Below are 24,123 nucleotides of genomic sequence, written 5' to 3'. Positions count from 1 at the left end.
CGGCGCCTGCCGGACCATGGCTGCCAATATTGCTGAAATAATACGAAGTTTCCAAGACGAAATCAATAATCGCGCAACAATTTTCACTACGGCAAGAATAGCCCCGTTTATTTGCCAAATTGGCCGCTACACAGCCTGTGGCGCCCTTATCCCGTAGACATCGCTTGATCTTTAATGGTATTGTTTAAGCTTGGCAAATATTGCCTCCGAGATACACGCCGCGTCCCTGCGCGGCCCGCTTCCGGATTTGCGCGCAGCGCCCACGATGGCGCCCCAAAACTGCTTTCCCACATACAATCCCATGCTCAAAAAAATGTTCGCCGCGGTGCTGATGACGCTTTCGACAGCGGCCATCGCCGTGCCCTTCGGTTCCCAGTCGATCCTGGTGGTCGAAGACGGCACAGGCAAAGTCTTGCTTGAAAAAAATTCCAACGTGGTGGTGCCCATCGCCTCGCTGACCAAACTCATGACGGCCATGGTCGTGCTCGACTCCAAGGCGAATATGCAGGAAGAGATCAGCATCGACCGCGAGGATGTCGATACCTTGAAGCACAGCACCTCGCGCGTGCCCGTGGGCGCCACCCTGAGCCGCCACGACGTGCTGCAGCTGGCGCTGATGTCGTCCGACAACCGCGCCGCCGCCTCGCTGGCGCGCACCTTCCCCGGCGGCCCGACGGCGTTTGCCGTGGCCGTCAACGCCAAGATCAAGGCCCTGGGCATGCGCCAGACCGTGATCGAGGAACCGACGGGCTTGTCGCCGAACAACCAGTCGACGGCGGCGGACCTCGTCAAGATGGCCGTGGCCGCCTCGCATTACCCGGAAATCAGCCGCATCACCACCGATTCGAAGGACGTGATCCAGATCAAGGGGCGCGACGTGGAATACCACAACACGAACCGCCTGGTGGGCGCCAAGGGCTGGGATATCGGCCTGTCGAAGACGGGCTACACGAATGAAGCGGGCCGCTGCCTGATCATGCGCATCAAGTCGGCCGGCAAGTTCGCCACCATGATTTTGCTCAACGCGCGCGCCAATTCCGTGCGCGCCATGGACGCCGTCAACATCCGCCGCATGCTGGCGGCCGAGAACGGCATCGAAGAGCCGAAAGTGATGCGCGCGTCCGTCAGTCGGCACAAGAAGGCGCCGGCGAAGCCATCCAAACGCCGCCGCGCAAAATAGTTATTTCGCTTGCCGGTTGGTCATCACCACACCGGCAATCGTCACCGCGCCGCCCACCAGCATCGAGACGAGCACGGGTTCGCCCAGCAGCCCCGCCGCCAGCACGATGCCGAACACGGGCACGAGGTTGTTGAACACGGCCGTGCGCGACGGTCCCAGCGCTTTCACGCCTTCGTAATACCAGACAAAGCCGATCACCGTGCCGAACACGCCCAGGTAGCCGATGGCGGCCCACACTTGCCAGCCGAAGCTGCGCCATGGCACGGTCGGGAATTCCACCACCGCCCCCACCAGCAAAAAGGCCAGGCCCCACATCGACGCATACGTGGTGGCGGCAATCGGCGACAAGCCCTTCAGCGCCACGCGGCCGATCAGGGTGTAGGCGGCCCAGCTGGAAATGCCGCAGAACATGAATACTTCACCCATGCCGATGCCGCCGCCCGTCCCGTGCAGCACGCCGGCCAGATCGCCGCGCGTGATGACGATGGCCGTGCCGCAAAACGCCAACATGATGCCCAGCCACTTGAAGGAACCGAGCCGTTCGCGGAACAGCATGGCCGAGGCCAGCGCCGTGACGATGGGATTCAGGGCCACGAACAGGGCCGTGCGCCCCGCCGGCATGCGCGACAGGGCCGCCAGGAAGCACAGGTTATATAAAAAGATGCCCGTCAAGCCCAGGGCCGCCGTCGTCGCCAGCTGCTTGCGGTCCAGGCGCGGCAAGCCCCCTTCCAGCTTCCACGCCAGCACGAGCAGCAGCAGCACGGCCACGCCGAAGCGGCCGCTGGCGGCCGTCATGGGCGGCATCTGCTGCGCCAGCACGCGCCCCGCGATAAAGGTGCCGCCCCAGAACAGGGCGACGAAGATCAGTTTGATGTAGACGAGCGGCGACTGCGCGGCGAGCAGCGGAGCCTGGGGTACGGCGGAAGAAGACATGGGATATCCTGTAAAGCCGCTTGTGCGGCGAGTGGTGTGCGTATATATTAATACTAATATCAACTCATGAAATAATGAGTAAATACTCATAACCCAACAAAACCACACCATGACCTTCACGCAACTGGAAATTTTTACCCTGGTGGCCGAACTGCACGGCTTTTCCGCCGCCGCCGCGCAGCTGGGCATCAGCCAGTCGGCCGTCTCGCATGCATTGAAGGCGCTGGAAAAGGAGATGGGCGTGGACCTGATCGTGCGCCACCAGGCCTCGGCCGAGCTGACGGACGTGGGCCGCCAGCTGCTCGTGCGCGCGCGCGAAATCCTCGGCCTGTCGGAAGCCATGCGCCAGGAAGCGGCCGACGTGCTGGGTCAGCGCCAGGGCAGCCTGCGCATCGGCTCCTTCGGCCCGACGTCTTCCTTGAATCTGCTGCCGGCCATCACGGCGCAATTTCGCCTGCGCTATCCGGGCATCGACCTGCGCATCGACGAGGGAGCAGACCATGAGGTGGTGCAGTGGATACGCGAACGCCGGGTCGATGTCGGCTTCGTCGTGCTGCCCGACGAGCGTTTCGACACGGCGCCGCTGGTGGAAGACCAGATGATGGCGCTGGTGCCGCGCAGCCATGCGCTGGCCAGCGAAACCGCCATCACCCTGGCGCAGCTGTGCGAAGGGCCGTTCATCATGTCCGAGGCGGGCTGCGCCTGCCTGATCGAGCCGCTGTTCGCCAACGCTGGCTTGCAGCCGCACGTGCCCTACCGCATCAGCCAGGTGATCACCATCCTCGACATGGTCAGCCGCGGCGACGGCCTGTCCATCGTCGCGGAACTGGCCCTCCCGCAGCGCCTGCGGGAACAATATCCGGAACTGGCCGCCCTGCCGCTCAATCCGCCCGTCAGCCGCAAGGTGGGCCTGGCCGTGCGCGACCGGCGCCAGAACACGCCGGCCACCAACGCCTTTTTCGAGGTGGCGAAGCAGATGGCGCCGACCCTGGCGCCCCGGCGGGTCTGAACACGACTTAAAAAGTCTCCCACTCCTCGGACTGTTCCGTCTTGCGGGCAGCCGCATTGGCGGCAGGACGGCTGGCGATGCGCTGCACGACGGGTGGGCGCGCCACCGGTTTGACAGGCGCCGGCGCCTGCCCCTCATCGAGCTTGAACACGCCGACCACCTGCGCCAGCGTGCTGGCCTGGTCTTGCAGGCTTTCCGCCGCAGCGGCCGCCTCTTCCACCAGGGCCGCATTCTGCTGCGTCACCTGGTCCATTTGCGCAATCGCCTGGTTCACCTGCTCGATGCCCGAACTCTGCTCGGCGCTGGCGGCCGTGATCTCGCCCATGATGTCGGTGACGCGGCGCACGCTGTCGACGATTTCCTGCATCGTCGCACCAGCCTCGTCGACCAGGCGCGCGCCCGAATCGACCTTGCCCACCGAATCGTCGATCAGCAGCTTGATTTCCTTGGCCGCGCCGGCGGAGCGTTGCGCCAGGCTGCGCACTTCCGTCGCCACCACGGCAAAGCCCCGTCCCTGCTCGCCCGCGCGCGCCGCTTCCACGGCCGCATTCAAGGCCAGGATATTCGTCTGGAAGGCGATGCCGTCGATGACGCTGATGATGTCGACGATCTTCTTCGACGAATCGTTGATCGAGGCCATGGTATCGACCACCTGCGCCACCACTTGCCCGCCCTTGCTGGCCACGCCGGACGCCGATTGCGCCATCTGGTTGGCCTGGCGCGCATTGTCCGCATTCTGCTTCACGGTGCTGGTCAGCTCTTCCATCGAGGCGGCCGTCTCTTCCAGCGAGCTCGCTTGCTGTTCCGTGCGCGACGACAGGTCCTGGTTGCCGGCGGCGATTTCCGAGGACGACACCTTCACCGATTCGCTGGCCGTGCGGATTTTCACGAGAACGGCGGCGATCTTGTCGATGAAGCGGTTGAAGGCGCCGGCGATCTGCGCCAGTTCATCCACGCCGGAAGCGTCGAGGCGGCGCGTCAGGTCGCCTTCGCCCGAGGCGATATCGTCGAGCGCATCGCGCACCAGTTCCAGGCGTTTGAGCATTTTGAACACCAGCAGCGACAGCAGCAGCGCCGCCAGCCCCGTCAGCAGCGCGGCCGTGACGGTGGCCGTCGTCAGCATCGTCTGCAACGCTTGCATGGCTTCCTGCTGGTCCAGCACCACGGCCAGCAGCCAGTCGGTGCCGGCCACGCGCGTGACATACAGCTTGCCGTCACGCTCATCGAGGCGCACGGCATCGCTCGTGCGCGTGCTTTCCAGGCGGTTGACCTGCGCGGCCGACAGCGCCGCATCGAGTTTCGCCACCGGCTGCAGGCTCAAGTCCTTGTTCGCATGCGCGATGATGGTGCCGCTCTGGTCGACGAGGAAGGCAAAGCTGTGCGGCGTCGGCTTGATCGCCACCACGTTGGCGATCACCGTATCGAGCAGCACGTCCGCGCCGGCCACCCCGCTCAGCGCCTCTTTCGGCCCGACGGGCGCCGTGAACGACACCACCAGCTTGTGGCTGGCCGCGTCCACATACGGCGGCGTGAGCATCGGCACGCCCGCCTTGACGGTGTCCGTGTACCAGGCGCGCGCGGTGGGATCGAAATCGGCCGGGCGGCCCGGATGGGTAAACACGGAGCGCTTGTCCGCGTAGCCGATGAACACTTCCGCAAAATCGCCGGCCTTTTCCGCGATCTGGAAGGCGCGCAGCGGATCGGGCGTCTCGGCGGACATGACGATGGATGCCATGACCTTTTTCTTGCCATCGACCCATTGCGCCAGCACGGCCGACTGGCTTTGCAGCAGTTGCTGCATCTGCTGGTCCGACGACGCCAGCATGCTGCTGCGCGTGGTGACGTAATTGGCGACCGACAAGGCCAGCATGGACAGCACGACGATGGCCACGCAAATGAGTACCAGCCGCGTGCGAAGGGAAGACAACATGATGGACTCCTGGTTTTGATGTTAATGGAATGACACAGCGTTTTCACCCTGCCACCCTGCCTTTGCATTTTCACACAAAAATTGGAACGATATTATCCAATATTCGGAATAATAAACATTTATTACATCAAAGCAACACCATCCAACATTGACGTCCTATTATGATTGCCTTATAGTTAATTTTTCAAGGGAGCGTCCATGCGTTTGCACCAAGTCATCCTGGCCTGCGCCAGCTTCGCCGCCGCCGGCGCCTTCGCCTCGCCGCAAGCGCCCGTGCCGGGCGCCGATTATCTGGTGCTGGCCACGCCGCAACCGGTACAGGCGGCGCCTGGCAAGGTGGAAGTGATCGAATTTTTCATGTACCACTGCCCCGCCTGCAACGCGCTGGAGCCTAGCCTGGCCCGCTGGGTCAAGGAGAATGCCGGCAGCGTGTCTTTCCGCCGCATCCATTTGCCGCACACGCCGGCAAATGATCCGGAAGCGCATTTGTTCCTGACACTGGAAGCGCTGAAGAAGGAAGAGGCGCTGCACGCGCAAGTCATGCACACCTGGCACGTGGAACGCAAGCGCCTGGCCAGCGACAGCGACAACCTCGATTGGGCGCTGAAAAATGGCCTGGACAAGGCCGCCTTCGAAGGCGCCTACCAGTCGTTTGGCGTGCAGACCAAGCTGAAAAACCTGCCCCGCCTGGCCGCCAGCTACCAGGTCGACAGCACGCCCACCCTGATCGTGGGCGGACGCTACCTGACCAATCCATCGATGGTCGCCGGCGCCAACCCGGGCTTGCCGCGCCAGGGCGTGGAGCAGGCGACCCTGCAAGTGGTGCAGGCGCTGGTGGCGAAGGCGAAGCTGGCGAAGTAAATCAGCCGATCAAGCCCCGCAGCCCGCTGGCCCGCTGCGTGCGGCGCAAGATCGCGTCGAACAGCACGGCCTGCGTGGGCGACACCAGCGTGAAAAAGTCGCGCGCGCGCGTGATGCCCGTGTAGACCAGTTCGCGCGCCAGCATGGCGCCGCCTTCCTGCGGCAGCACCAGCACCGTGTGGCGGAATTCCGAGCCTTGCGACTTGTGCACCGTCATGGCGAACGCCGTCTCCACGTGGCGCAAGCGCGTGGCCAGCACGCTGCGCACGTTCTCGCCTTCCAGGAAATACACGCGCAGGGAGCCGGGCCGCGCAGGGTCGCGCAAGGTCAGCCCGATGTCGCCATTGAACACGCCCGTGCCGTAATCGTTGCGCGTGACCATCACGGGACGGCCCACATACCACTCGCTGCGGCGTATCAGCCCTTCCTTTTCCAGCCGCAGCTCGATGGCCGTATTCAGGCCCGCCACGCCCCATTCGCCCTCGCGCACGGCGCACAGGATGCGGAACGCTTCAAAAGCGTGCAACACGGCGCGCACCCAGTCGTCGTGCTGCGCATAGCCCTCCTCGCCCGCATTCACCAGTTCCAGGTAGGGCTGGTAGCCGCCCGGCGCGTCGCTCCTGCCGCGCAGGGCCAGGCGCAGCACCTCGTCCGGCTGCGCGGTCACGCTCCACGCCAGCTGGCCGCCGCTGTCGCCGGCGAAGCAGGCCTTCGCCAGGTCCGGCCTGCCGCCATTCACGGCCAGCGCCAGTTCGCCAATCGGACCGCTGAAACGGTGGCTGTGACGCAGCATCACCGTTTGCTGCGCCAGCGCGCCCGCCGCTCCCGCAAAGGCAGGTGGAATGGCCACGCCGCTGGCCGCCTGCGCATACGCGATGGTGTCGGCCGTATAGCCGCCCGCCTGCGCGTCGTGGCACAAGTCGCCCAGCACGGCGCCCGCTTCCACGGACGCCAGTTGATCCTTGTCGCCCAGCAGGATCAGGATCGCCGTGGGTGGCAAGGCGTCGAGCACGGACGCCATCATTTCCAGGTGCACCATCGACGCTTCATCGACGATCAGCACGTCGACCTCGAGCGGATTGCCCGCGTGGTGGGCAAAGGCGCGCGTATCGGGCCGCGCGCCCAGCAAGCTATGCAGGGTGCGGGCCGCGCCCATGCGCCGCGCCAGTTCCAGCAAGGGCAAGGCATCGCCCGCCTTCGCCGCCAAGCCTTCCAGCGCCTTGTCGATCGACTGCTTCAGCCGCGCGGCCGCCTTGCCCGTGGGCGCGGCCAGCGCGATGCGCAGCTGCTCCGGCTGCGGCGAGACGGCAAACAGCAGGGTCAAAAGGCTGGCTACCGTGTACGTCTTGCCCGTGCCGGGACCGCCCGTGATGATGGCCACCTTGCCGCGCAGAGCGACGGCGCACGCCACCTTTTGCCAGTCCGGGCCACCGTCCCGGGTCGGCTGATCGAACAGGATGTCGAGCCATTGCCGCACCTGCGCCAGCGGCGGCGTGCTCAAATCCTGCGCGCGCAAGGCGATTTTCCCGCCCACCAGGGTTTCGTCGCGCCAGTAGCGGCGCAGGTACAGGCGGTCGCCATCGAGCACCAGCGGCTGGCGCACGTCCGGCGCATCCACCTGCCACACCTGCGGCGCGCGGGCCAGCAACGCGCGCCAGCCTGCGGCGCTGTCGGGCAGCGGGCCGGAAACGGCCAGCACGCCATGCCACAGCTCCTCGCTCCAGCCCAGCAGCTGCGACGGTTCGCCAGCCAGGTCAGCCAGCATCAAACAGCTGTGGCCCCGCCCTTCCAGCTCGGACAGCACCACGCACGCCACGGCCACGGCGGGCGCATCCGGCGCCTGCTCGCCCAGGCTGGCGATGAAGCGGGCAAAGGCGGCGCTCAGGCGGCGCAGATGGCCATCCTCGGCGACGCCGTCGACATGGGTAAACAAGGCGTTCATCTGTGCATCATGCTGCATGGTGTTCCGTTTCTTCTAACAGTTGATCGAGGCCGTCCAGCAGTTCCAGCTGCGGCGCCAGCCAGTAGCAGCCATGCGTGTCCGCATTCGCGATACCGCGCAGGAACAGGAAAATGGCGCCGCCCAGGTGTTCGGCCGGGTCGTAGGCGTCACCGAGGCGGCTTTTCAGCAGCCGGTGCAGGGCCAGCATGTAGATGGCGCCCTGGATATCGTAGCGGTGCTGCGCCATGCCGGCCGCCAGCGCGGCCGTGTGGTAGGCCGCGTCGTTGGCGCCCAGCGCATTCGACTTGTAGTCGAGCACCCAGTAACGGCCATCCTGTTCGATGACCAGGTCGGCAAAGCCTTTCAGCATGCCGTGCAGCTGGCGCCGCGGCAGCACGGGACGCGGCGCGCCCTCGAGCAGCAGGCGCGTGCACAGCTGGTCGAGCGCCCCCGTGGACAGATGCTCGCTGGGGAACCAGAACTCCATCTCGGACAGGGTGCTATCGAGCTGCGACAGCGACGCATCGAGCAGCGGCAGCGGCGTGAGGGCGATTTCCCTGAGCCAGGCGATGGCGTCTTCCTGGCGGTGCCCCCAGCCCGCCCGCTCGCAGCGCGCGGCCAGGCGCGTGTCGAAGTGCGCCTCGTGGACGCTGTCAAAACCTTCGCTGCCCATCCATTCGAGCTGCTCGTGCAGGAAATTGCCGGGCACGGAGCCGCGCGGGAAGCGGTGCCATGGCGCGTCGCCCGTCTGCAGCGGTGAGGCCGCTGGCACGCCCGTGCCATCTTCCAGCAGGGTCTCTTCCAGCGCCCGCTGCGGCACGTACGGGGCCGCCACGGCGCCGATCTGGCGCGTCAGCGACGTGAAGCTGCCCACCGACCAGTCGCGCTCGAATTCGCCCGCGAACACGGGGGCGGGACGCAAGTCAGGACGCCGCTCGACCCGGTCCAGCACCGTGCAGGCGTCGGGCTGCGCCAGGGAAGTCACGTAGATGGCGTCGCAGTCGCCCGCCACCTGCTGCCAGCGCAACAGCAATTGCTCCGCCGGCAGCTTGTCGCCGCCCGTCAGCAGGTAGCCAAGCGCCGATTCGTGCAAGGTGTTCTCGCCCGCCTTGCGCGCCGCCTGGGCGGCCACGCCCAGCCACAGGAAGTGGCGCGCGCGCGTCAGGGCCACGTACAGCAGGCGCAAATCCTCCTCGATGCGCGCTTCCTCGACCGCCGCCATGGCTTCGTCGGACAGCGACAAGTCGAGGCGGCGTTCGCCTTTGTCATCCGCATAGTCGAAGAAACTGCGGTTGCGCTTATCCACCTTGCGCGCCGTGACGGCAAACGGCAGATACACGAGCGGGTATTCGAGGCCCTTGGATTTGTGCACGGTGATGACTTTCACCAGCTCCGCATCGCTTTCCAGGCGCAGCACGCGCTCGTCGCCGCCCTCGCCTTCGCCGGCGATCTGCTCGGCCAGCCAGCGTATCAGCGCCTGTTCGCCATCGAGCTGGCGGCTGGCCGATTGCAGCAGTTCGGCCAGGTGCAGCAGATTCGTCAAACGCCGCTCGCCGCCCGTCTGCTGCAGCAGCATGGCGGGCAATTGCAGCTCGTGGATGAAGCGGCGCAGCATGGCCAGCACGCCCTGGCGCTGCCAGATCAGGTGCAAGGCCTTCAACTGCTCGACCCGGCGTTCCCATTCCAGTTCGTCGCTGGACAGGCGCGCCAGTTCGCCCAGCGACAGGCCGATGGTGCGCGTGGCAAACGCGGCGCGCGCCAGTCCCCCGTCGAGGGGATTGGCCAGCGCCGCCAGCCAGCGCAGCACGTCTTGCGCTTCCTCGCTGTCGACGACGGAATCCTTGTCGGACAGGTAGACGCTGGCGACCCGGCGGCGCGCCAGCGCGCGGCGGATGGCCGCCGCCTCCTTGCGGTCGCGCACGAGGATGGCGACGTCGGCCGGCTGCAGGCGCGTAAAACCGCCGGGGCCAGTAAAACCGGCTTGCGCATCGCCCAGCATGGCGACGATGTGCTCGGCGCAGTGCTGCGCGAAATACTCGCGGTAGCTGTCGCCGCGCAGCCCTTCATCGCTGGCGCAAGCGGCCAGCAGGGCCGGCAGCGGGCCGCCGGCGTTCACCAGGTGCTCGGCGCGGCCCTTGGCATCGACGGCTTCGAACGGCAGCGGATTGTCATCCCCTTTGCGGTAGCGGAAGGCACCAAGCGGTACTTCGTCGCGTTCGGCGTGCAGGAACAGCTGGTTGACGGCCGCCACCAGCGGCGCCGTCGAGCGGTAGTTGGTGCCCAGCTGGTAGTGGCGTCCCGTCGTCGCGCGGCGCGCCGCCAGGTAGCTCTGGATGTCGGCGCCGCGAAAGCCGTAGATCGACTGTTTCGGGTCGCCGATCAAAAACAGGCCCAGGGCCGGGTCATTGTCGGCGATGCGGTACAGCAGGTTGAAGATCTGGTACTGGGCCGGCGCCGTATCCTGGAATTCATCGACCATGGCCAGCGGATACTGGTCGATGATGCGCTGGCGCAGTGCCGCGCCATTCTCGCCGGCCAGCGCGTCGTGCAGGCGCTGCAGCATGTCGGCAAAGCCGAACTGGCGCGACTGGCGCTTCAACTGATCCATGCGCCGCGCGATGGCCGCCGCCGCATGCAGGTGCAGCTTGTGCGCCAGCGGCGTCAATGCGGCCAGGGCGATCCCCAACGCCTCCGTATGCGCGAAGCACTCGGGCACCTGCGCCGTGAAACTCTTGGCAAACGCATCTTCGATGCCGAACGGCGTCAAGCGTTCCCACGCCTTGGCCGTGATGGCCGGCTGCAGCAGCAGCGGGTCTTGCGCCCAGCGGCGCAAGCCGCCGAACCATTTCGCCAGGTTCTCCGGCTTCATCTTGACGCCGTTAAAACACTTGGGATTGACGGCGCGGTGATCGTTGATCCAGGCGGCCATCTGGTCGACTCGCTCGACCCAGCCCGCCTTCAGGCTGGCCAGCTGCGCGGCCAGTACCCGCTGTTCGCGCGCGATCAGGGCAGATAGCGGTTCTTCGTCGGCCATGCCCATGATATCCGCGCGGCGCGCCAGCTCGCGCGCGCCCTTCTTCAGCGCCCCCACGTCGGACCAGCAGGCCAGCAGCACGTCGAGTGCCTGCGGCGGCAAGGGATAGACTTGCTGGCGCCAGTAATCGTGGGCCGCATCCTCGAACAGCGCTTGCTCGTCGCTGACCAGCTCTTCGTCGAACAGGCTGCCGCTGTCGAACGCGTGCTCGCGCAGCATGCGCTGACACCAGGCGTCGATGGTGAAAATGGCCGCTTCATCCATCGTCTCGGCGGCCAGCATCAGCCGGTGCGCGGCCTTTTGCCGTTCGCTCTCGTCCGGATAGGACTCCAGCAAGGCGTCGAGAAACGGGTCGCTGCCGCCGGATTCAATGCCGAATTCATGGCGAAAATAGGCAGCCGCCTCGATCAGGCGCTCGCGCACGCGGTTCGACAATTCGCGCGTGGCGGCGCGGGTAAATGTCATCACGAGGATGTCGGCCGGCAACAGGGGACGCGTGAAACGGCTGTCGTCGTCGCCATGCCCCAGCACGAGCCGCACGTACAGCGCGGCGATGGTCCAGGTCTTGCCCGTGCCGGCCGAGGCCTCGATCAGACGTGAGCCATGCAGGGGGAACGCCAGGGGGTTGAGCAGATGGCTCGTCATTGTTCTTCTCCCGCGCCGTCATCGGGCGCGCTGATCGGGTCGATGGTGATGTGTTCTTGCAGCCAGTCGGCCAGCGGGCCATACAGCTCCCGCGTGCAGTCCTGCCACGCTTCTTCGGCGGCCAGCGCGGAAAACTCGGGCCACAGGCGCGCCAGGCACAGTTCATCGCGCTCGCCCGAGATATCGAAGCCGCCATCGTAGACGGCGCGCGGATCGCCCTGCTGCACCAGCGCCAGCCCCGTCTTGCACGCCGTGGGCAGCGGATGGTTCATGCCTTCGCGCCACAGCGCCAGCAAAGTGGCCAGCGCGGCGCGCGAAGCGGCCGGATCGAGCGGCGCCATGCTGACGATGGCGTCGCGCGCCACCAGATAGCCGGTGACGGGAAAGCCGAGGGCGGCGGCGGCCAGCTGGCGCAGCCACATCAGCATCAGCTTGTCGCCGCGCGCCTGGCCGCCCTTGTCCGTCACCTTCGAGGAAATCTGCATCAGCCAGGCCGTGTCCCGCCCGTTGCTGCACAATTTGTCGAGCCAGTCGTCGATCTGCACTTCGCCAAACGGCAGGTTGATGGCGCGCTTGTCGGCCGCGTACGGGAACGAGGCGCGCAAGGACAGCCACGCGCTGCGCACGGGCACCAGCGCCTCGACCAATTGGGCCTGCACTTGCTGGCCGATCAGGCCGATGGGCAGCACGCCTTCGCGCGCCAGCTTCGCTGCGCGCGCTTCCAGGCTGGCGCGCACGTCATCCGCCGCTTCCAGGGCCCCGCCGTCGTCCAGCATGGTGTCTTCCAGCAGATAGCGCTCGAGCGCATTCAGGCCAAACGGCTCTTCATCCTCGCCCAGCATGGCGGCGTCGGCGAAATACACGCTCAAGCGGCGGCGGAAAAAGTACTTGACGGGCTGGCGCAAAAAGCTGGCCAGCTCGCCCAGCTTCAGGCGGGTGCCGGGATCGAGCTCGTAAGGGCCCAGCGGCAGCACGGCAGCTGGCGCATCCGCATCGGCATGCGCGACGCGCCATTCGCGCGCATAGCTCAGCAAGCCATCGGCCTCGAAATAACGGCGGCTGAACGGCTGCAGCGCATGCTCGGTGGTCAGCGATACAAGGTGCCGGTCCAGCGACCAGCCGGCGGCCAGGTAATCGCGCAGCTGCGACACCAGCACGGACGGCGGCTGCTCGGAATTGTCGCGCACATTGCGCCCCACCCAGCTCACGTACAGCTTGTCGCGCGCGGCCAGCAAGGCTTCCAGCATCAGGTAACGGTCGTCGTCGCGGCGCGAGCGGTCGCCCGGGCGCGCCATGCCGGGCAGCGCCAGCAAGTCGAAATCGGCCTTCTGCGCGCGGCGCGGGAAGTCGCCATCGTTCATGCCCAGCAGGCACACCACGCGGAACGGCACGGCGCGCATCGGCATCAGGGTGCAGAAAGTCACGCCGCCGGAGACGAATTGATGGTTCAAGGTCGGCTCGTCCAGCGCGCCCAGCCACGCCACGCGCAGCACGGATAACGGCACCGGCTCGACGAAGCCCGCGTGTTCGCAGGTTTCCAGCCAGCCCTGCAAGGCGCCTTCGAGCTGCGCCAGGGTCAAGCGGTCGCCCTCGTCGTCGGCGTCGAAAAACGCGTCCAGCAGCGCGCGCGCCTGCACGCCCCATTCGGCTGGCGTGCGCGCGCCGGCCAGCACCGTGCGCCAGTGCAGCAGCGCCTCGACCAGTTGCGCCAGCGAGCCCGCCAGCGCCGCATCGAGGCCGCCCACTTCCGCATACGGTTCGATGCCGCCAAAGCTGGCGCCACTGCCGCTGGCATAGCCGAGCAGCATGCGCCGCACGCCGAAGATCCACGCATTCTGTTCCCCGGCCGCGCCCAGGCCCAGGCCGGCGCGGTGCGCCTGGTCCAGGCCCCAGCGCACGCCCGCCCCTTCGATCCAGGCGCCCAGGGTGGCCAAGTCGTCCGGCTGCAGGCCGAAACGTGCCGCCAGCGCCGGCACGTCGAGCAAGTCGCGCACTTCGCTCTGGCGGCAGCGCTGCTGCGGCAGCTGCAGCAGCCACTCGAGCGCGACGAGCAGCGGGTTGACGCTGCGGTCCTTCACGTCGCCGATCTCGAACGGGATGAAACGCTCGTCATTGCGCCGGTACTGGCCGAAGACGGCGTGGATGGCGGCCGTGAAGGTGTCGATGTCGGGCACCATCACCACCACGTCGCGCGGGCGCAGGCCCGTTTCGACGCTGTGCGCGAACATGGCCAGCAGCTGGTCGTGCAGCACTTCCACTTCGCGCTGCACGCTGTGCGCCACGTGAAATTCGATCGAACGGTCGGCCGCACCGGGCGGCGTTTGCTCGTGTTCGGCCAGCGGGCGCAGTTCGCGGATGGCCACCTGCACCTGCTGCAGCAGGGTCTCGCCCGTTTCCTCGCCAAACAGGTCGATGCGCAGGCTGTCGTCGCGCCCCTCGGCTTGCGCGTGTTCGTCGAACTCGTCGAGCATACGGATGAAATCGCGCCCTTGCCTGCCCCAGCTGGCCAGCAGCGGATGGCTGTGCGCATGCAGCGCTTCGAGCGGGATTTGCGCCAGGTCGGTGCCGTTGCGCTGCCGCTGGCGCTTGTTTTGCGCGCGCAGCAAGTCGCGCCCGTCGATGATGTCGCCCCAGTAGAACTGGCACGGATTGGGCACGGCCAGCACCACCTGCGTGTGGCGCGCCAGCGCGGCCAGCGCCTGCAAAGTCTGGTACGGCAAGGCCGACACGCCGAACAGCACGACACGGCGCGGCAGCTTGCCGGCAGGCGCATCGCCGGCGGCGATCGCCGCCAGGAAGGCGTCGTGGATGTCGGCGCGGCCCGTGTCGCGCTCGAAAGCCTCGACGTCGCAACCCACGGCGCGCCACAACTGCGCCTGCCAGCGCTGGTCGTCCTTCAGTGCGATGGTTTCATTGCGGGCCGTGCGCAGCTGGTCGCGCCCCGCCGCCCAGTCGGCCAGCCAGTCGGCGCGGTAGACCTGATACTGGTCGAACAAGTCGGCCAGGCGCTCGGCCAGCTGCAACCGGCGCTCGCTGTCGCCATCGGCAAGGAAGTAGCGCAGCGGCGCGAATACCGGGTCGGCCAGCAAGGACGGCAACAGGCGCATCAGACGCCAGGTCAGCGGGGATTTATCGAACGGCGACACGCGCGGCACGCGCTCGCGCCCCAGCATGCCCCGGTAGCTTTCCCACAGCAGGCGCGCCGGCAGCGCGATGCGCGTGGCGGCGCACACCCCCATCTCCTCGGCCAGGGCGATCTTCAGCCATTCGGCCACGCCGTTCGACTGCACCAGGAAGATATCCGTTTCCAGGGGCGCCAGCGGATGCTGGCGCAGCCACTGGAAGACGGCAGCGCGCAGCTGTTCCAGCTGGTTGCCATGCAGGATGAGGAGGCCGGGCGTGACGGGAGTATGCATGCTGATCCGATGGGTTGCCGCGTCTCCGGCCGGGTGGCCGGAGACGTCAAACGCGTATTATCGCCGCTGCCTGCGTCAGGGGGCGTCGCTGGCGGCAAATTCCACGGAAATTTGTTCCGCCACCTGCGCCAGGGCCGGCCCCAGGGCCGTCAGCAGGGCGCGCGCCTGCTGCAGGTCGCCGCCAAGGCGCAAGCCTTCGATCGACGCGCACAGGCCGGCAAAGGCATGGGCGCCCACGGCCAGCGCCGACGATTTGCTGCGGTGTCCCAGGTCGGCCAGGCGCCCCAGGTCTTCCAGCGCCATGGCTTGCTCCATTTCGGCGATGCCGTCGCGCGCCGTGTCGAGAAACAGCTGGGTGTATTTGCGCATCTTCACGGGGTCATTGCTGAACGTGAGCGCCAGGGTGGCCAGGTCGAGGATGGCCGTATCGCGCAAGTCCGGCGAGGCGGCCGATGGCGGCGCTTTCGGCACCGCCACCAGCCTGTCGCCCGCGCGCGCATGGCCGATGCCGCCGATGCCGCCAATCCCGCCACGCAGGCGAAACCATTTCGCCAGCAGGTGGAACAGCAGATTCGGGGCGATCGGCTTCGTCAAAAATTCGTCCATGCCGGCCGCCAGGCAGCGGGCGCGGTCTTCGCTGCCCGCATTGGCCGTCATGGCGATCACCAGCAGGCCGGCAAGCTGCGGGTCGGCGCGGATGCGGCGCGTCGCCTCGAAGCCGTCCATCTCCGGCATCTGCACGTCCATCAGCACGCAGTCGTAGCGCCGCTGGGCCAGCAATTCCAGCGCTTCGCGGCCATTGCAAGCGACGCAGACGGTGGCGCCTGCGTCTTCCAGCAATTCGCAGCCCACCTGCTGGCTGAAGACGTTATCTTCCACCAGCAGGATAGATGCGCCGCGGATCACGCCCAGCACTTCCGGTTCCACTTCGGCGATGCGCTCGTCGCTGGCCTGCGCACTTTTCTCCAGGCGCGCCGTGAACCAGAAGGTGCTGCCCAGGCCAGGCTGGCTGTACACGCCCACCTTGCCGCCCATGAGCTCCACCAGCTGCTTGCTGATCACCAGCCCCAGGCCGCTGCCGCCATACTTGCGCGTGGTCGACGGGTCGGCCTGGTGGAAGGAGCGGAACAGCTGCGCCACCTCTTCCTGATTCATGCCGATGCCGCGGTCCTGCACTTCGAAGCGCAGCATGCCGTGGCTGCCCCGCTCCTCGGACTGGCGCACGCGCACGAAGATGCTGCCATTGTCGGAAAACTTGATGGCGTTGCTGGTCAGGTTCAGCAGAACCTGCTCCAGGCGCAGCGGGTCGCCGCGCCAGCGCTGCGGCAGCTCCGGGGCGATATCGAACTGCAGCGCCAGGCCCTTGACGGCGGCCGCGTCGCCCAGCTGGCTGGCGATGTTCGCCAGCAGGGTATCGAGACGGAAGTCCAGCACTTCCAGTTCCAGCTTGCCCGCTTCGATCTTGGAAAAGTCGAGGATATCGTTGATCAGGCCCAACAAGTGCTGGCCCGAATGGAAGATCTTCTGCAGATAGTCGCGCTGGCGCGCGTCGGCCACGGATTTCAGCGCCAGGTGCGCCATGCCGATGATGCTGTTCATCGGCGTGCGGATTTCATGGCTCATGTTCGACAGGAAGTCGCTCTTGGCCTGGCTGGCCGCGTCGGCCTGTTCCTTCAGCCGGTGCAATTCCGTCACGTCGGTGGACAGACCGATCAGGCCCGTGACGGGGCCGGGCAAGCCCAGCGGTACCTTCACGCTCCACAGGTGATGCACCTGGCCCTGCGCATCGACGAAGCGCTCCTCGCCGACGAACTTGGCGCCGCTGTCGAACACCTGGCGCTCCGTGCGCTGCACGGACGCGGCCGCATCGCCGAGCATCAATTCGCCATCCTGGCGGCCGATCAGCTGCTCCACCGAACGGCCCAGTATCTTCGCCGTGCGCGCATTCACGTAGCGGTAGCGCAGGTCGGCGTCCTTCATGTAGACATAGGCGTCGACGCTGTCGAGCACCGTATCGAGCAGGGTGCGCTGCGCCACCGCGTTGCGGCGCGAACGGTACAGGGTAAAGATATAGCCATAAATGAGCAGGGTGCCGGCCACGCCGACGGCCAGCGCCAGCCACGGGAAATAGCGGTCGAAGGGGCTGTACAGCTCCGCCTTGCGCACGCGGAAATGGGCTTTCCACAGGCCGCCCTGGTACGCCACGGGCAGCACCTGGTCGAAATAGTCGGCATCGCTGCCCGGTTGCGGCGGCGTCGCCGCCAGGTCGCCGTCATCGTTGAACAGCAGGCGGTCCTGCGGCGTGATGCGCAGGGCGCCATCGGCGGGCGTCGCGTCGGCAGCGCTGTACAGGGTCAGGTGCAGCGGCTCCAGGGCGCTGCGTTCGAGCGCGCTGTGCACCAGCTGCGCCACGCCAAAGCCGATGCCGACGGACCCCTGGTAGGCGGCGCGGCGCTCGGCCACGCTGCCTTGCGGCATGCCGTTGCGGTACACGGGCAGGCGCATGCCCAGGCCCACGTGCGCGGGCGGCCCCTTGATCATGATCACCTGGCCAGACGCGCTGACTTCGCCGCTGTCGCGCGCCTGCGCCAGGGACTGCGCCACCAGCGGGTTGGCGCCGATATCGACGCCCATGCGTTCGGCCAGCAGCGAATCGGGTTCCAGATAGGTGAGCACCGCGTATTCCGGCCGCTCCCCCGCGGGACGGATGGTGAAAGCGGGATAGCCGCGCGGCGCCAGGCTGGTGTCGCGGCGCACGGCCTCGATGAAGGCGGCGCGCTGCGCCGACGGCACGGCCACCGCGTAATTGACCGATTCGATGGCCGGGAACTGGCGCGCGATATCGAGGCCGGCCACGTAATCGTGAAACTGCCGGCGCGTCAGCTGCTCGCTCGTGCGGAACAGGGCTTCGAGGCCGCGCAGCAGGTCGGAATAGCTTTTTACGCGCGTGATCAGGCTATGCTGGGCGCCATGCGTGAGGTTGTCGAAACGCTGTTCGGCATCGTCATCGACCGTGCGCGCCGCGCCCGCATACAGGGCGCCGCCCACCGCCAACGCCAGCAGCAAGCCCCCCGCCCATATCCTGATGCCTGATCCCGCCCCGCGCTTGCTCAAAGTGTGCATTGTCGATCGCTTATTCCGGTTTCCTTGAATGTGCGGCGCCCCGGCCGCCCAGCAAGTACGAGGATACTATCAAAGCCCCTGCGCGACGCACCTGTACATGAAAAAAAGCGCGTTCGATGGTTGCCCTGGAAAACACCTGGCGCCTAGGCACCCCGCAGCGCCCCGGCCAGGAAGTCGCAAAAGGCGCGCACCTTTTCCTGCACGTGGCGTCCGTCGGGCGTCAAGGCATACACGCCGCGCCTGGCCATGCCGTGCGACGGCAGCACGCGCACCAGGGCGCCGCTGGCCAGCAGCGGCGCGGCGACGAACGACGGCAGCGCACCCACGCCGATGCCCGCCGCCAGCATGTCGGCCAGCAGCAGGCTGCTGTCGGCGGAAAAGCGCACGGGCAGGACGATGCTGCTGTTCCCTTCCGGGCCGTCCAGCTGCCAGACGCCGGGGCTGTCGGCCAGCCGGTAAGCCAGGCAATCGTGGCCGTGCAAGTCCTGCGCCAGCCGGGGCGTGCCGCGCCGCGCCAGATAGGCGGGCGATGCGCAAATCATTTGCTCGACGTCGCCCAGGCGGCGCGCCACCAGGGACGAATCGGCCAGCGCGGCGCGGATGCGCAACGACACGTCATAGCCCTCGCCCACCACGTCGCGCAGGCGGTCGTCCAGGGTCATCTCGATTCTCACTTCCGGATGGCGCGCCATGAACACCGGCAGCAGCGGCGACAGCACCTTCAGGCCAAACGACAGCGGCGCATTCACGCGCAAGCGTCCCGCCACCTTGCCGGTGCAGCAGCGCGTGGCCAGTTCCAGCGCGTCGATTTCATCGAGCAGCCGGCAGCATTCCAGATAATAGGCGCGCCCGCCGTCCGACAAACTCATGCGCCGCGTCGTACGCACCAGCAGCACCGTGCCCAGATGTGCCTCCAGCTGGCGCACCTGCTTGCTGATGGCCGCCGCCGACTGGTGCAGGTCCAGCGCCGCCTTGCTGAAGCTGTCGCGCTCGACCACCTTGCGAAACACGCGCATGTGCGCCAGGACATCCATGATTCTTTCCTTGCAGTTGAATATCTTATTATTTTATCGCTGATTATCATTGGAATTGAAAATAATATGATGGCGGCTTCTTCATTCATGTCACGCAAGGAGTACCCCATGTTCAAACCATCCGCCACCCTGGCCACCCTGCTGCTGGCGCTGCTGGCCGGCGCAGTACAAGCCGCCCCGGCCACCGCCCTGCCCGAAGTGGGCATCAGCCCCTGGGGCCCGAAAGACGAGATCGGTCGCCTGAACCTGATGACGGCCGCCTCGCGCGCCGCCATCCTGGCCCGCATCGACGGCGGCAAGAGCTACGACCTGGCCGTCGATTTCTACATCGGCATGCCCAGCTGGCAGGCGGCAGGCGACCCGCCCTACCAGATGTGGATGACGCACACGCCGAAGGGCAACGTGGTGGCCGACTCGATGAACGTGGGCGAACAGATGAACCGCCACGTCAGTTACACGGGCTCGGCCGTGTCCATGTATGCGCACATGGGCACGCATATCGACGCGCTCAACCACTTCGGCTTGAACGGCAAGATCTGGAACGGTTTTACGGAAGAGCAATACCTGGGAGACCGGGGCTGGACCGTGACGGGCGCGGAAAAACTGCCGCCCATCGTCGCGCGCGGCGTGCTGATCGACGTGGCCGTGGCCAAGGGATTACAGCAGCTGCCCGACAATTACCGCGTGACGCGGCAGGATTTGCGCGCGGCGCTGGCGCAACAGAAGGTGACGCTGGAAAAAGGCGACGTGGTGCTGATACGCACGGGCCGCATGCAGCACTATGAGCAGGCGCAAGCCTACATGGCGAATCCGCCCGGCCTGTCGCTGGACGCGGCGAAATTCCTCGTGGAAGATGGCGGCGCCATGGTGGTGGGCGCGGACAACCTCAGTTTCGAGGCGTTTCCCTCCGAAGTGGCCGGCAATTACCTGCCCGTGCACACGTATCTGCTGGCGCAGCAGGGCACGCCCATCCTGGAACTGGTCGACCTGGAAGGCTTGTCGCGCGACAAGGTCTACCAGTTCGCCTTCATCGGCGCCTCCCTGAAATTCCGCGGCGGCGACGCGGCGCCCATCCGTCCCGTGGCCCTGCCGATCCGCTAAATCACACGGCCGCGGCCAGCAAGGCGCCATGGTCGTCCCAGGCATCGGCGCAGCGCACCACCTCGCCCACGACGATGATGCTGGGGCTGCCCAAGCCGCTGGCCAGCAAATCGTCCGGCAAGCGCTGCAAGGTGCTCAGCAGCTGGCGTTGCGCCGGCAAGCTGGCCGATTGCACCACGGCCACGGCTGTGCCGGGCGCCATGCCGCCAGCCAGCAAGCCGGCCTGGATGGCCGCCACCCTGGCCACGCCCATGTAGATGACAAGCGTCAGGCCGCTTTGCGCCAGCGCAAGCCAGTTCGGTTCGGACGCGCTATCCTTGCCGTGACCCGTGACGAAAATGGCGCCCTGGCTCCAGCCGCGGTGCGTCAGCGGCACGCCGATGCTGGACGGTGCAGCCAGGCCGCTGCTGATGCCAGGGATCACCTCGACGGCCACGCCGTGGCTGCGCAGGTAGGCGCGCTCTTCGCCGCCGCGCCCGAACAGATAGGGGTCGCCCCCTTTCAGGCGCACCACGTGCAGGCCGGCGCGCGCTTCGGCCAGCATCAGGCGCTCGATGAAGGCTTGCGGCGTGGAAGCACAACCGCCCCGCTTGCCCACCTCGACCACGCGCACGCCGGGCGCCGCATGCGCGAGGATGGCCGGATTGACGAGATCGTCGATCAGCACCACGTCGGCCCGCGCGATGGCCTTCACGGCCTTGATGGTCAGCAGGTCCGGATCGCCGGGACCGGCGCCGACCAGGGTCACGCTTCCAAGTTGCGCCATGATGAACTCTCCAATCAGAAAAAATGGCCGATGGCAAACGATGCCGCGTACGCTTCCGGCGCGCTGCCGTCCCACACGACGCCGTCGCACAGGGTCGAGCTGCGCAGCGGTGATGCCGGCAAGGGCGTGGCCGTCATTTCCGCCGCCTGACGGTACAGGTCGATGCGGTTGACTTGCCTAGCCACCGCCAGGTAATCGGGTTCGTCGCGCAGCAAGCCCCAGCGCCGGTGCTGGGTCATGAACCACATGCCGTCCGACAGGTAGGGGAAATTGACGGCGCCGGCGCCATAAAACTTCAAACCGTGCGCCTCATCCCACGTCTTGCCCAGGCCATCCTGATAATGGCCGAGGATGCGCGGCGCCAGCGTTTCCTGCGGCGTATTCAGATAAGCAGGCTCGGCCAGGGTGGCCGCCATGGCCAGCCGGTTGGCATCGCTGGCGTCTATCCAGCGCCCCGCCTCGAGCACGGCGGCGATCAGGGCGCGGCAGCTGTTCGGATGCTGGTGGGCAAACGCGGCGCTGGTGCCCAGCACCTTGCCCGGATGGTCGGGCCAGATGGCGCCGCTGGTGGTGGCCGTCACGCCCACGCCATCGACGATGGCCTTGTAGCCCCATGGTTCGCCCGCGCAAAAGCCATCCATCTGCCCCGCGCGCAAGGCGGCCACCATCTGCGACGGCGGCACCGTCATCACGCGCGCGTCGCGCAGCGGATCGATGCCCTGCGCGGCCAGCCAGTATTGCAACAGCATCGCGTGGTTGCCGGTCGGGAAAGTATGCGCAAACGCAAAGGGCCGCGCCGCGGCGCGCATGTGCCGCGCCAATGTGGGGCCATCGTGGGCGCCCTCGCGCGCCAGCGCCGCCGACAGGGTGACGGCCTGGCCGCTGTGATTGAGATTCATCAATACAGCCATGTCGTGCCGCTGCCCGCCGATGCCCATCTGCACGCCATACACGAGACCGTACAACACGTGGGCAGCGTCGAGCTCGCCGCTATTCAATTTGTCGCGCACGCCGGCCCACGACATCTCCCGGCTCAGTTCGATCTTGATGCCGTATTTTTCATCCAGGCCCAGCTTTGAAGCCATCACCAGCGAGGCGCAATCGGTCAGCGGCAGGTAGCCGATGCGTATCGTCTGTTTTTCCGGCTGCAATGGGCGCGTCGGGTGGGCATGGGCGCCCGCTTGCTGTGTCATACCATTCCTTGCTGATAAATACTGTTTTGCCGTGCCGACATGGGCAAGGTCATGCCCATCCAGCAGCAAGGACCGTGCCTGTGCATGCCCTGTCCCAGGCAGCTGGCAGCGCACCGGAATGGTGCACTGCACCAGCATGTGTCAGGAAATGGACGATTCATCCCAGCAAGTCCTCCACGTCGAGGATGCGCTGGGCAATGTCCGCCAGCTTGAGTTTCTTGTTCATGGCCATACTGCGCAAGCGCTGGTAAGCCTGGTCTTCCGTCAAGCCGTGATGCGTCATCAACAGGCCCTTGGCCCGTTCGATCACCTTGCGCTCAAACAACTTGTGCCGCGTGTCGAGCAATTCGGCGCGCAATTTTTCTTCCTGGCGAAAGCGCGCCAGCGCCACGTTCAGCACGGGCAAGATGCGCTCGGCATGCAAGCCGGCCACGATATAGGCGGACACGCCGGCCGCCATGGCCGCGTCGATGCTGGCCGTGGCGCCGTCTTCCGTAAACAGCACGATGGGGCGGCGCTCATCGCGCGTGGCGATGACGATGTGCTCGAGCACGTCGCGCGCATCCGATTCGGCGTCGATGATGATGAGGTCAGGCTGCAGTTGCGCGATGCGCTCGGGGAGGTAAAGGTCGGCTGGCAGGGAGGCGACGATGTCGAAGCCAGATTCCAGCAAGCCGATGCGCAGGGCATTGCCGCGCTGCACCTGGGCAGCCAGGGCCGCATTCTCGTGCACGCCGTGCTCGACAATGGTGTTGACGACAACGATGCGCAAAGGCTGGGTACGGCTGGACGTCATGGGAGCGATCTGCAATGGCTAAACAATTAACCATTGCAGTAAGCAAGAAGCGAACCAGCCGGTTTTACAGCGGATTTTACTTCAAGGTCGGCATGGCAAACTCGGCCCCCGCCGCCGTCGAGGCTGGCCAGCGCTGCGTGACGGCCTTCTGTTTCGTGTAGAAACGCACCGATTCCGGGCCGTGCGCATGGTGGTCGCCGAACAGGCTGCGCTTCCAGCCGCCGAAGCTGTGGAAGGCCATCGGCACGGGGATCGGCACGTTGACGCCCACCATCCCGACTTGCACGCGGTGCGTGTATTCACGTGCCGTATTGCCGTCGCGCGTATAAATCGCCGTGCCGTTGCCGTACTCGTGCGCGTTGACCAGGTCCAGCGCCGTGGCGAAATCGGGCACGCGCACGATGCAGAGGACGGGGCCGAAGATTTCCTCTTTATAGATCGTCATGTCCGGCGTGACGTGGTCGAACAGGCTGCCGCCTAGGAAAAAGCCCTTTTCGTGGCCGGGCAAGACGAAACCGCGCCCATCGCTGACCAGCTTGGCGCCTTCCTTGACACCCTTCGCGATGTAGCCGGCAATTTTGTCCTTGTGCACTTGCGTCACCACGGGGCCCATTTCCGCTGTTAAATCCATGCCTTGCGTGATCTTCAGGGCCGCGATGCGCGGCACCAGCGCCTCGACCAGTTGGTCGGCCACATTGCCCACCGCCACGACGACGGAAATGGCCATGCAGCGCTCGCCCGCCGAACCGAAGGCGGCGCCCATCAGGGCGTCGACCGTCTGCGGAATGTCCGCGTCCGGCATGACGACCATGTGGTTTTTCGCGCCACCCAGCGCTTGCACGCGCTTGCCCTGCGCGCAGCCGGTGGCATAGATGTATTCGGCGATCGGCGTGGAACCGACGAAACTGACGGCGCGCACGTCCGGGTGGTGCAACAAGCCATCCACGGCTTCCTTGTCTCCCTGCACCACGTTGAAGACGCCGTCCGGCAAACCGGCGTCCGTCAACAACTGCGCCAGCAGCAGGCTGGCCGACGGCTCGCGCTCGGACGGTTTCAAGACGAAGGTATTGCCGCAGGCGATCGCCATCGGGAACATCCACATCGGCACCATCACGGGGAAATTGAACGGCGTGATGCCGACGCAGACGCCCAATGCCTGG

At 66.4% G+C, this 24,123-nt stretch carries 15 protein-coding genes; 4 read left to right on the top strand and 11 right to left on the bottom strand.

The genetic code is table 11. The features are described from left to right. The first annotated feature begins 301 nt into the window (after positions 1-301). A complete protein-coding gene (locus O3300_RS00075) occupies positions 302-1,180 on the top strand; it encodes a serine hydrolase (protein WP_305051611.1) in 879 nt (292 codons plus the stop codon). On the opposite strand, the gene O3300_RS00070 is transcribed toward O3300_RS00075, so the two are convergent. Further along, positions 1,181-2,113, bottom strand: a complete 933-nt coding sequence (locus O3300_RS00070; RefSeq protein WP_305051610.1) for a DMT family transporter — start codon at positions 2,111-2,113, stop codon at positions 1,181-1,183. It abuts the gene before it with no gap. 109 nt (positions 2,114-2,222) lie between these two features. Here O3300_RS00070 and O3300_RS00065 point away from each other — a divergent pair, with 109 nt between their 5' ends. Next, positions 2,223-3,122 carry a LysR family transcriptional regulator gene (locus O3300_RS00065; RefSeq protein ID WP_305051609.1) on the top strand — a complete coding sequence of 300 codons (900 nt, stop codon included), beginning with the start codon at positions 2,223-2,225 and terminating at the stop codon, positions 3,120-3,122. 7 nt (positions 3,123-3,129) lie between these two features. Here the strand turns inward: O3300_RS00065 and O3300_RS00060 are convergent, their stop codons facing one another. After that, complete coding sequence (locus O3300_RS00060; protein WP_099664412.1) at positions 3,130-5,052, bottom strand: methyl-accepting chemotaxis protein; 1,923 nt, start codon at positions 5,050-5,052, stop codon at positions 3,130-3,132. A gap of 198 nt (positions 5,053-5,250) precedes the next feature. On the opposite strand from O3300_RS00060, the gene O3300_RS00055 reads away from it, so the two are divergent. Further along, a complete protein-coding gene (locus O3300_RS00055; RefSeq protein ID WP_305051608.1) occupies positions 5,251-5,913 on the top strand; it encodes a thiol:disulfide interchange protein DsbA/DsbL in 663 nt (220 codons plus the stop codon). 1 nt (position 5,914) lies between these two features. Here the strand turns inward: O3300_RS00055 and recD are convergent, their stop codons facing one another. From recD to O3300_RS00030, 5 genes are all read right to left on the bottom strand, one after another. Beyond that, positions 5,915-7,873, bottom strand: coding sequence for an exodeoxyribonuclease V subunit alpha (gene recD / locus O3300_RS00050; protein WP_305051607.1), 1,959 nt, complete (start codon positions 7,871-7,873; stop codon positions 5,915-5,917). Beyond that, positions 7,863-11,534: an exodeoxyribonuclease V subunit beta gene (gene recB / locus O3300_RS00045; protein WP_305051606.1), complete on the bottom strand. Its 3,672-nt coding sequence runs from the start codon at positions 11,532-11,534 to the stop codon at positions 7,863-7,865. Before recB ends, recD begins: the two co-directional genes overlap by 11 nt. Continuing rightward, positions 11,531-14,950 (bottom strand): exodeoxyribonuclease V subunit gamma, encoded by a 3,420-nt coding sequence (gene recC / locus O3300_RS00040; protein ID WP_305051605.1) that lies wholly within the window; start codon positions 14,948-14,950, stop codon positions 11,531-11,533. The genes recB and recC overlap by 4 nt, the downstream gene beginning before the upstream one ends. Positions 14,951-15,025: 75 nt before the next feature. Then, positions 15,026-18,073: a CHASE domain-containing protein gene (locus O3300_RS00035; RefSeq protein ID WP_305051604.1), complete on the bottom strand. Its 3,048-nt coding sequence runs from the start codon at positions 18,071-18,073 to the stop codon at positions 15,026-15,028. 143 nt (positions 18,074-18,216) lie between these two features. Next, positions 18,217-19,107, bottom strand: a complete 891-nt coding sequence (locus O3300_RS00030; protein WP_305051603.1) for a LysR family transcriptional regulator — start codon at positions 19,105-19,107, stop codon at positions 18,217-18,219. A gap of 108 nt (positions 19,108-19,215) precedes the next feature. Here O3300_RS00030 and O3300_RS00025 point away from each other — a divergent pair, with 108 nt between their 5' ends. Continuing rightward, a complete protein-coding gene (locus O3300_RS00025) occupies positions 19,216-20,208 on the top strand; it encodes a cyclase family protein (RefSeq protein ID WP_251349193.1) in 993 nt (330 codons plus the stop codon). A gap of 1 nt (position 20,209) precedes the next feature. Here the strand turns inward: O3300_RS00025 and cobA are convergent, their stop codons facing one another. The 4 genes from cobA to mmsA form a co-directional block, all read right to left on the bottom strand. Further along, positions 20,210-20,974 carry a uroporphyrinogen-III C-methyltransferase gene (cobA, locus tag O3300_RS00020; RefSeq protein ID WP_099664420.1) on the bottom strand — a complete coding sequence of 255 codons (765 nt, stop codon included), beginning with the start codon at positions 20,972-20,974 and terminating at the stop codon, positions 20,210-20,212. A 14-nt stretch (positions 20,975-20,988) separates the two neighbouring features. Beyond that, positions 20,989-22,167 (bottom strand): CmpA/NrtA family ABC transporter substrate-binding protein, encoded by a 1,179-nt coding sequence (locus O3300_RS00015; RefSeq protein ID WP_305051602.1) that lies wholly within the window; start codon positions 22,165-22,167, stop codon positions 20,989-20,991. A 157-nt stretch (positions 22,168-22,324) separates the two neighbouring features. Further along, the gene (locus O3300_RS00010) at positions 22,325-22,963 is read right to left on the bottom strand and encodes an ANTAR domain-containing response regulator (RefSeq protein WP_099664422.1); all 639 of its coding nucleotides are present in this window, start codon (positions 22,961-22,963) and stop codon (positions 22,325-22,327) included. Positions 22,964-23,039: 76 nt separating this feature from the next. After that, positions 23,040-24,123, bottom strand: a 1,084-nt coding sequence (gene mmsA, locus O3300_RS00005; RefSeq protein WP_305051601.1) for a CoA-acylating methylmalonate-semialdehyde dehydrogenase, incomplete at its 5' end; no start/stop codon positions are given.

The sequence above is a fragment of the Janthinobacterium sp. SUN206 genome (assembly GCF_030587305.1).
Classification (GTDB): domain Bacteria; phylum Pseudomonadota; class Gammaproteobacteria; order Burkholderiales; family Burkholderiaceae_D; genus Janthinobacterium; species Janthinobacterium kumbetense.
This window is presented reverse-complemented; position numbering and strand designations above follow the sequence as displayed.

Bases quoted from the DNA above. Each gene is read 5' to 3' on its own strand.
- O3300_RS00070 (WP_305051610.1), bottom strand. From the start codon at position 2,113: ATGTCTTCTTCCGCCGTACCCCAGGCTCCGCTGCTCGCCGCGCAGTCG.
- O3300_RS00060 (WP_099664412.1), bottom strand. From the start codon at position 5,052: ATGTTGTCTTCCCTTCGCACGCGGCTGGTACTCATTTGCGTGGCCATC.
- O3300_RS00030 (WP_305051603.1), bottom strand. From the start codon at position 19,107: ATGGATGTCCTGGCGCACATGCGCGTGTTTCGCAAGGTGGTCGAGCGC.
- cobA (WP_099664420.1), bottom strand. From the start codon at position 20,974: ATGGCGCAACTTGGAAGCGTGACCCTGGTCGGCGCCGGTCCCGGCGAT.
- recD (WP_305051607.1), bottom strand. From the start codon at position 7,873: ATGCAGCATGATGCACAGATGAACGCCTTGTTTACCCATGTCGACGGC.
- O3300_RS00055 (WP_305051608.1), top strand. From the start codon at position 5,251: ATGCGTTTGCACCAAGTCATCCTGGCCTGCGCCAGCTTCGCCGCCGCC.
- O3300_RS00015 (WP_305051602.1), bottom strand. From the start codon at position 22,167: ATGACACAGCAAGCGGGCGCCCATGCCCACCCGACGCGCCCATTGCAG.
- O3300_RS00075 (WP_305051611.1), top strand. From the start codon at position 302: ATGCTCAAAAAAATGTTCGCCGCGGTGCTGATGACGCTTTCGACAGCG.
- O3300_RS00010 (WP_099664422.1), bottom strand. From the start codon at position 22,963: ATGACGTCCAGCCGTACCCAGCCTTTGCGCATCGTTGTCGTCAACACC.
- recC (WP_305051605.1), bottom strand. From the start codon at position 14,950: ATGCATACTCCCGTCACGCCCGGCCTCCTCATCCTGCATGGCAACCAG.
- O3300_RS00035 (WP_305051604.1), bottom strand. From the start codon at position 18,073: ATGCACACTTTGAGCAAGCGCGGGGCGGGATCAGGCATCAGGATATGG.
- O3300_RS00025 (WP_251349193.1), top strand. From the start codon at position 19,216: ATGTTCAAACCATCCGCCACCCTGGCCACCCTGCTGCTGGCGCTGCTG.
- recB (WP_305051606.1), bottom strand. From the start codon at position 11,534: ATGACGAGCCATCTGCTCAACCCCCTGGCGTTCCCCCTGCATGGCTCA.
- O3300_RS00065 (WP_305051609.1), top strand. From the start codon at position 2,223: ATGACCTTCACGCAACTGGAAATTTTTACCCTGGTGGCCGAACTGCAC.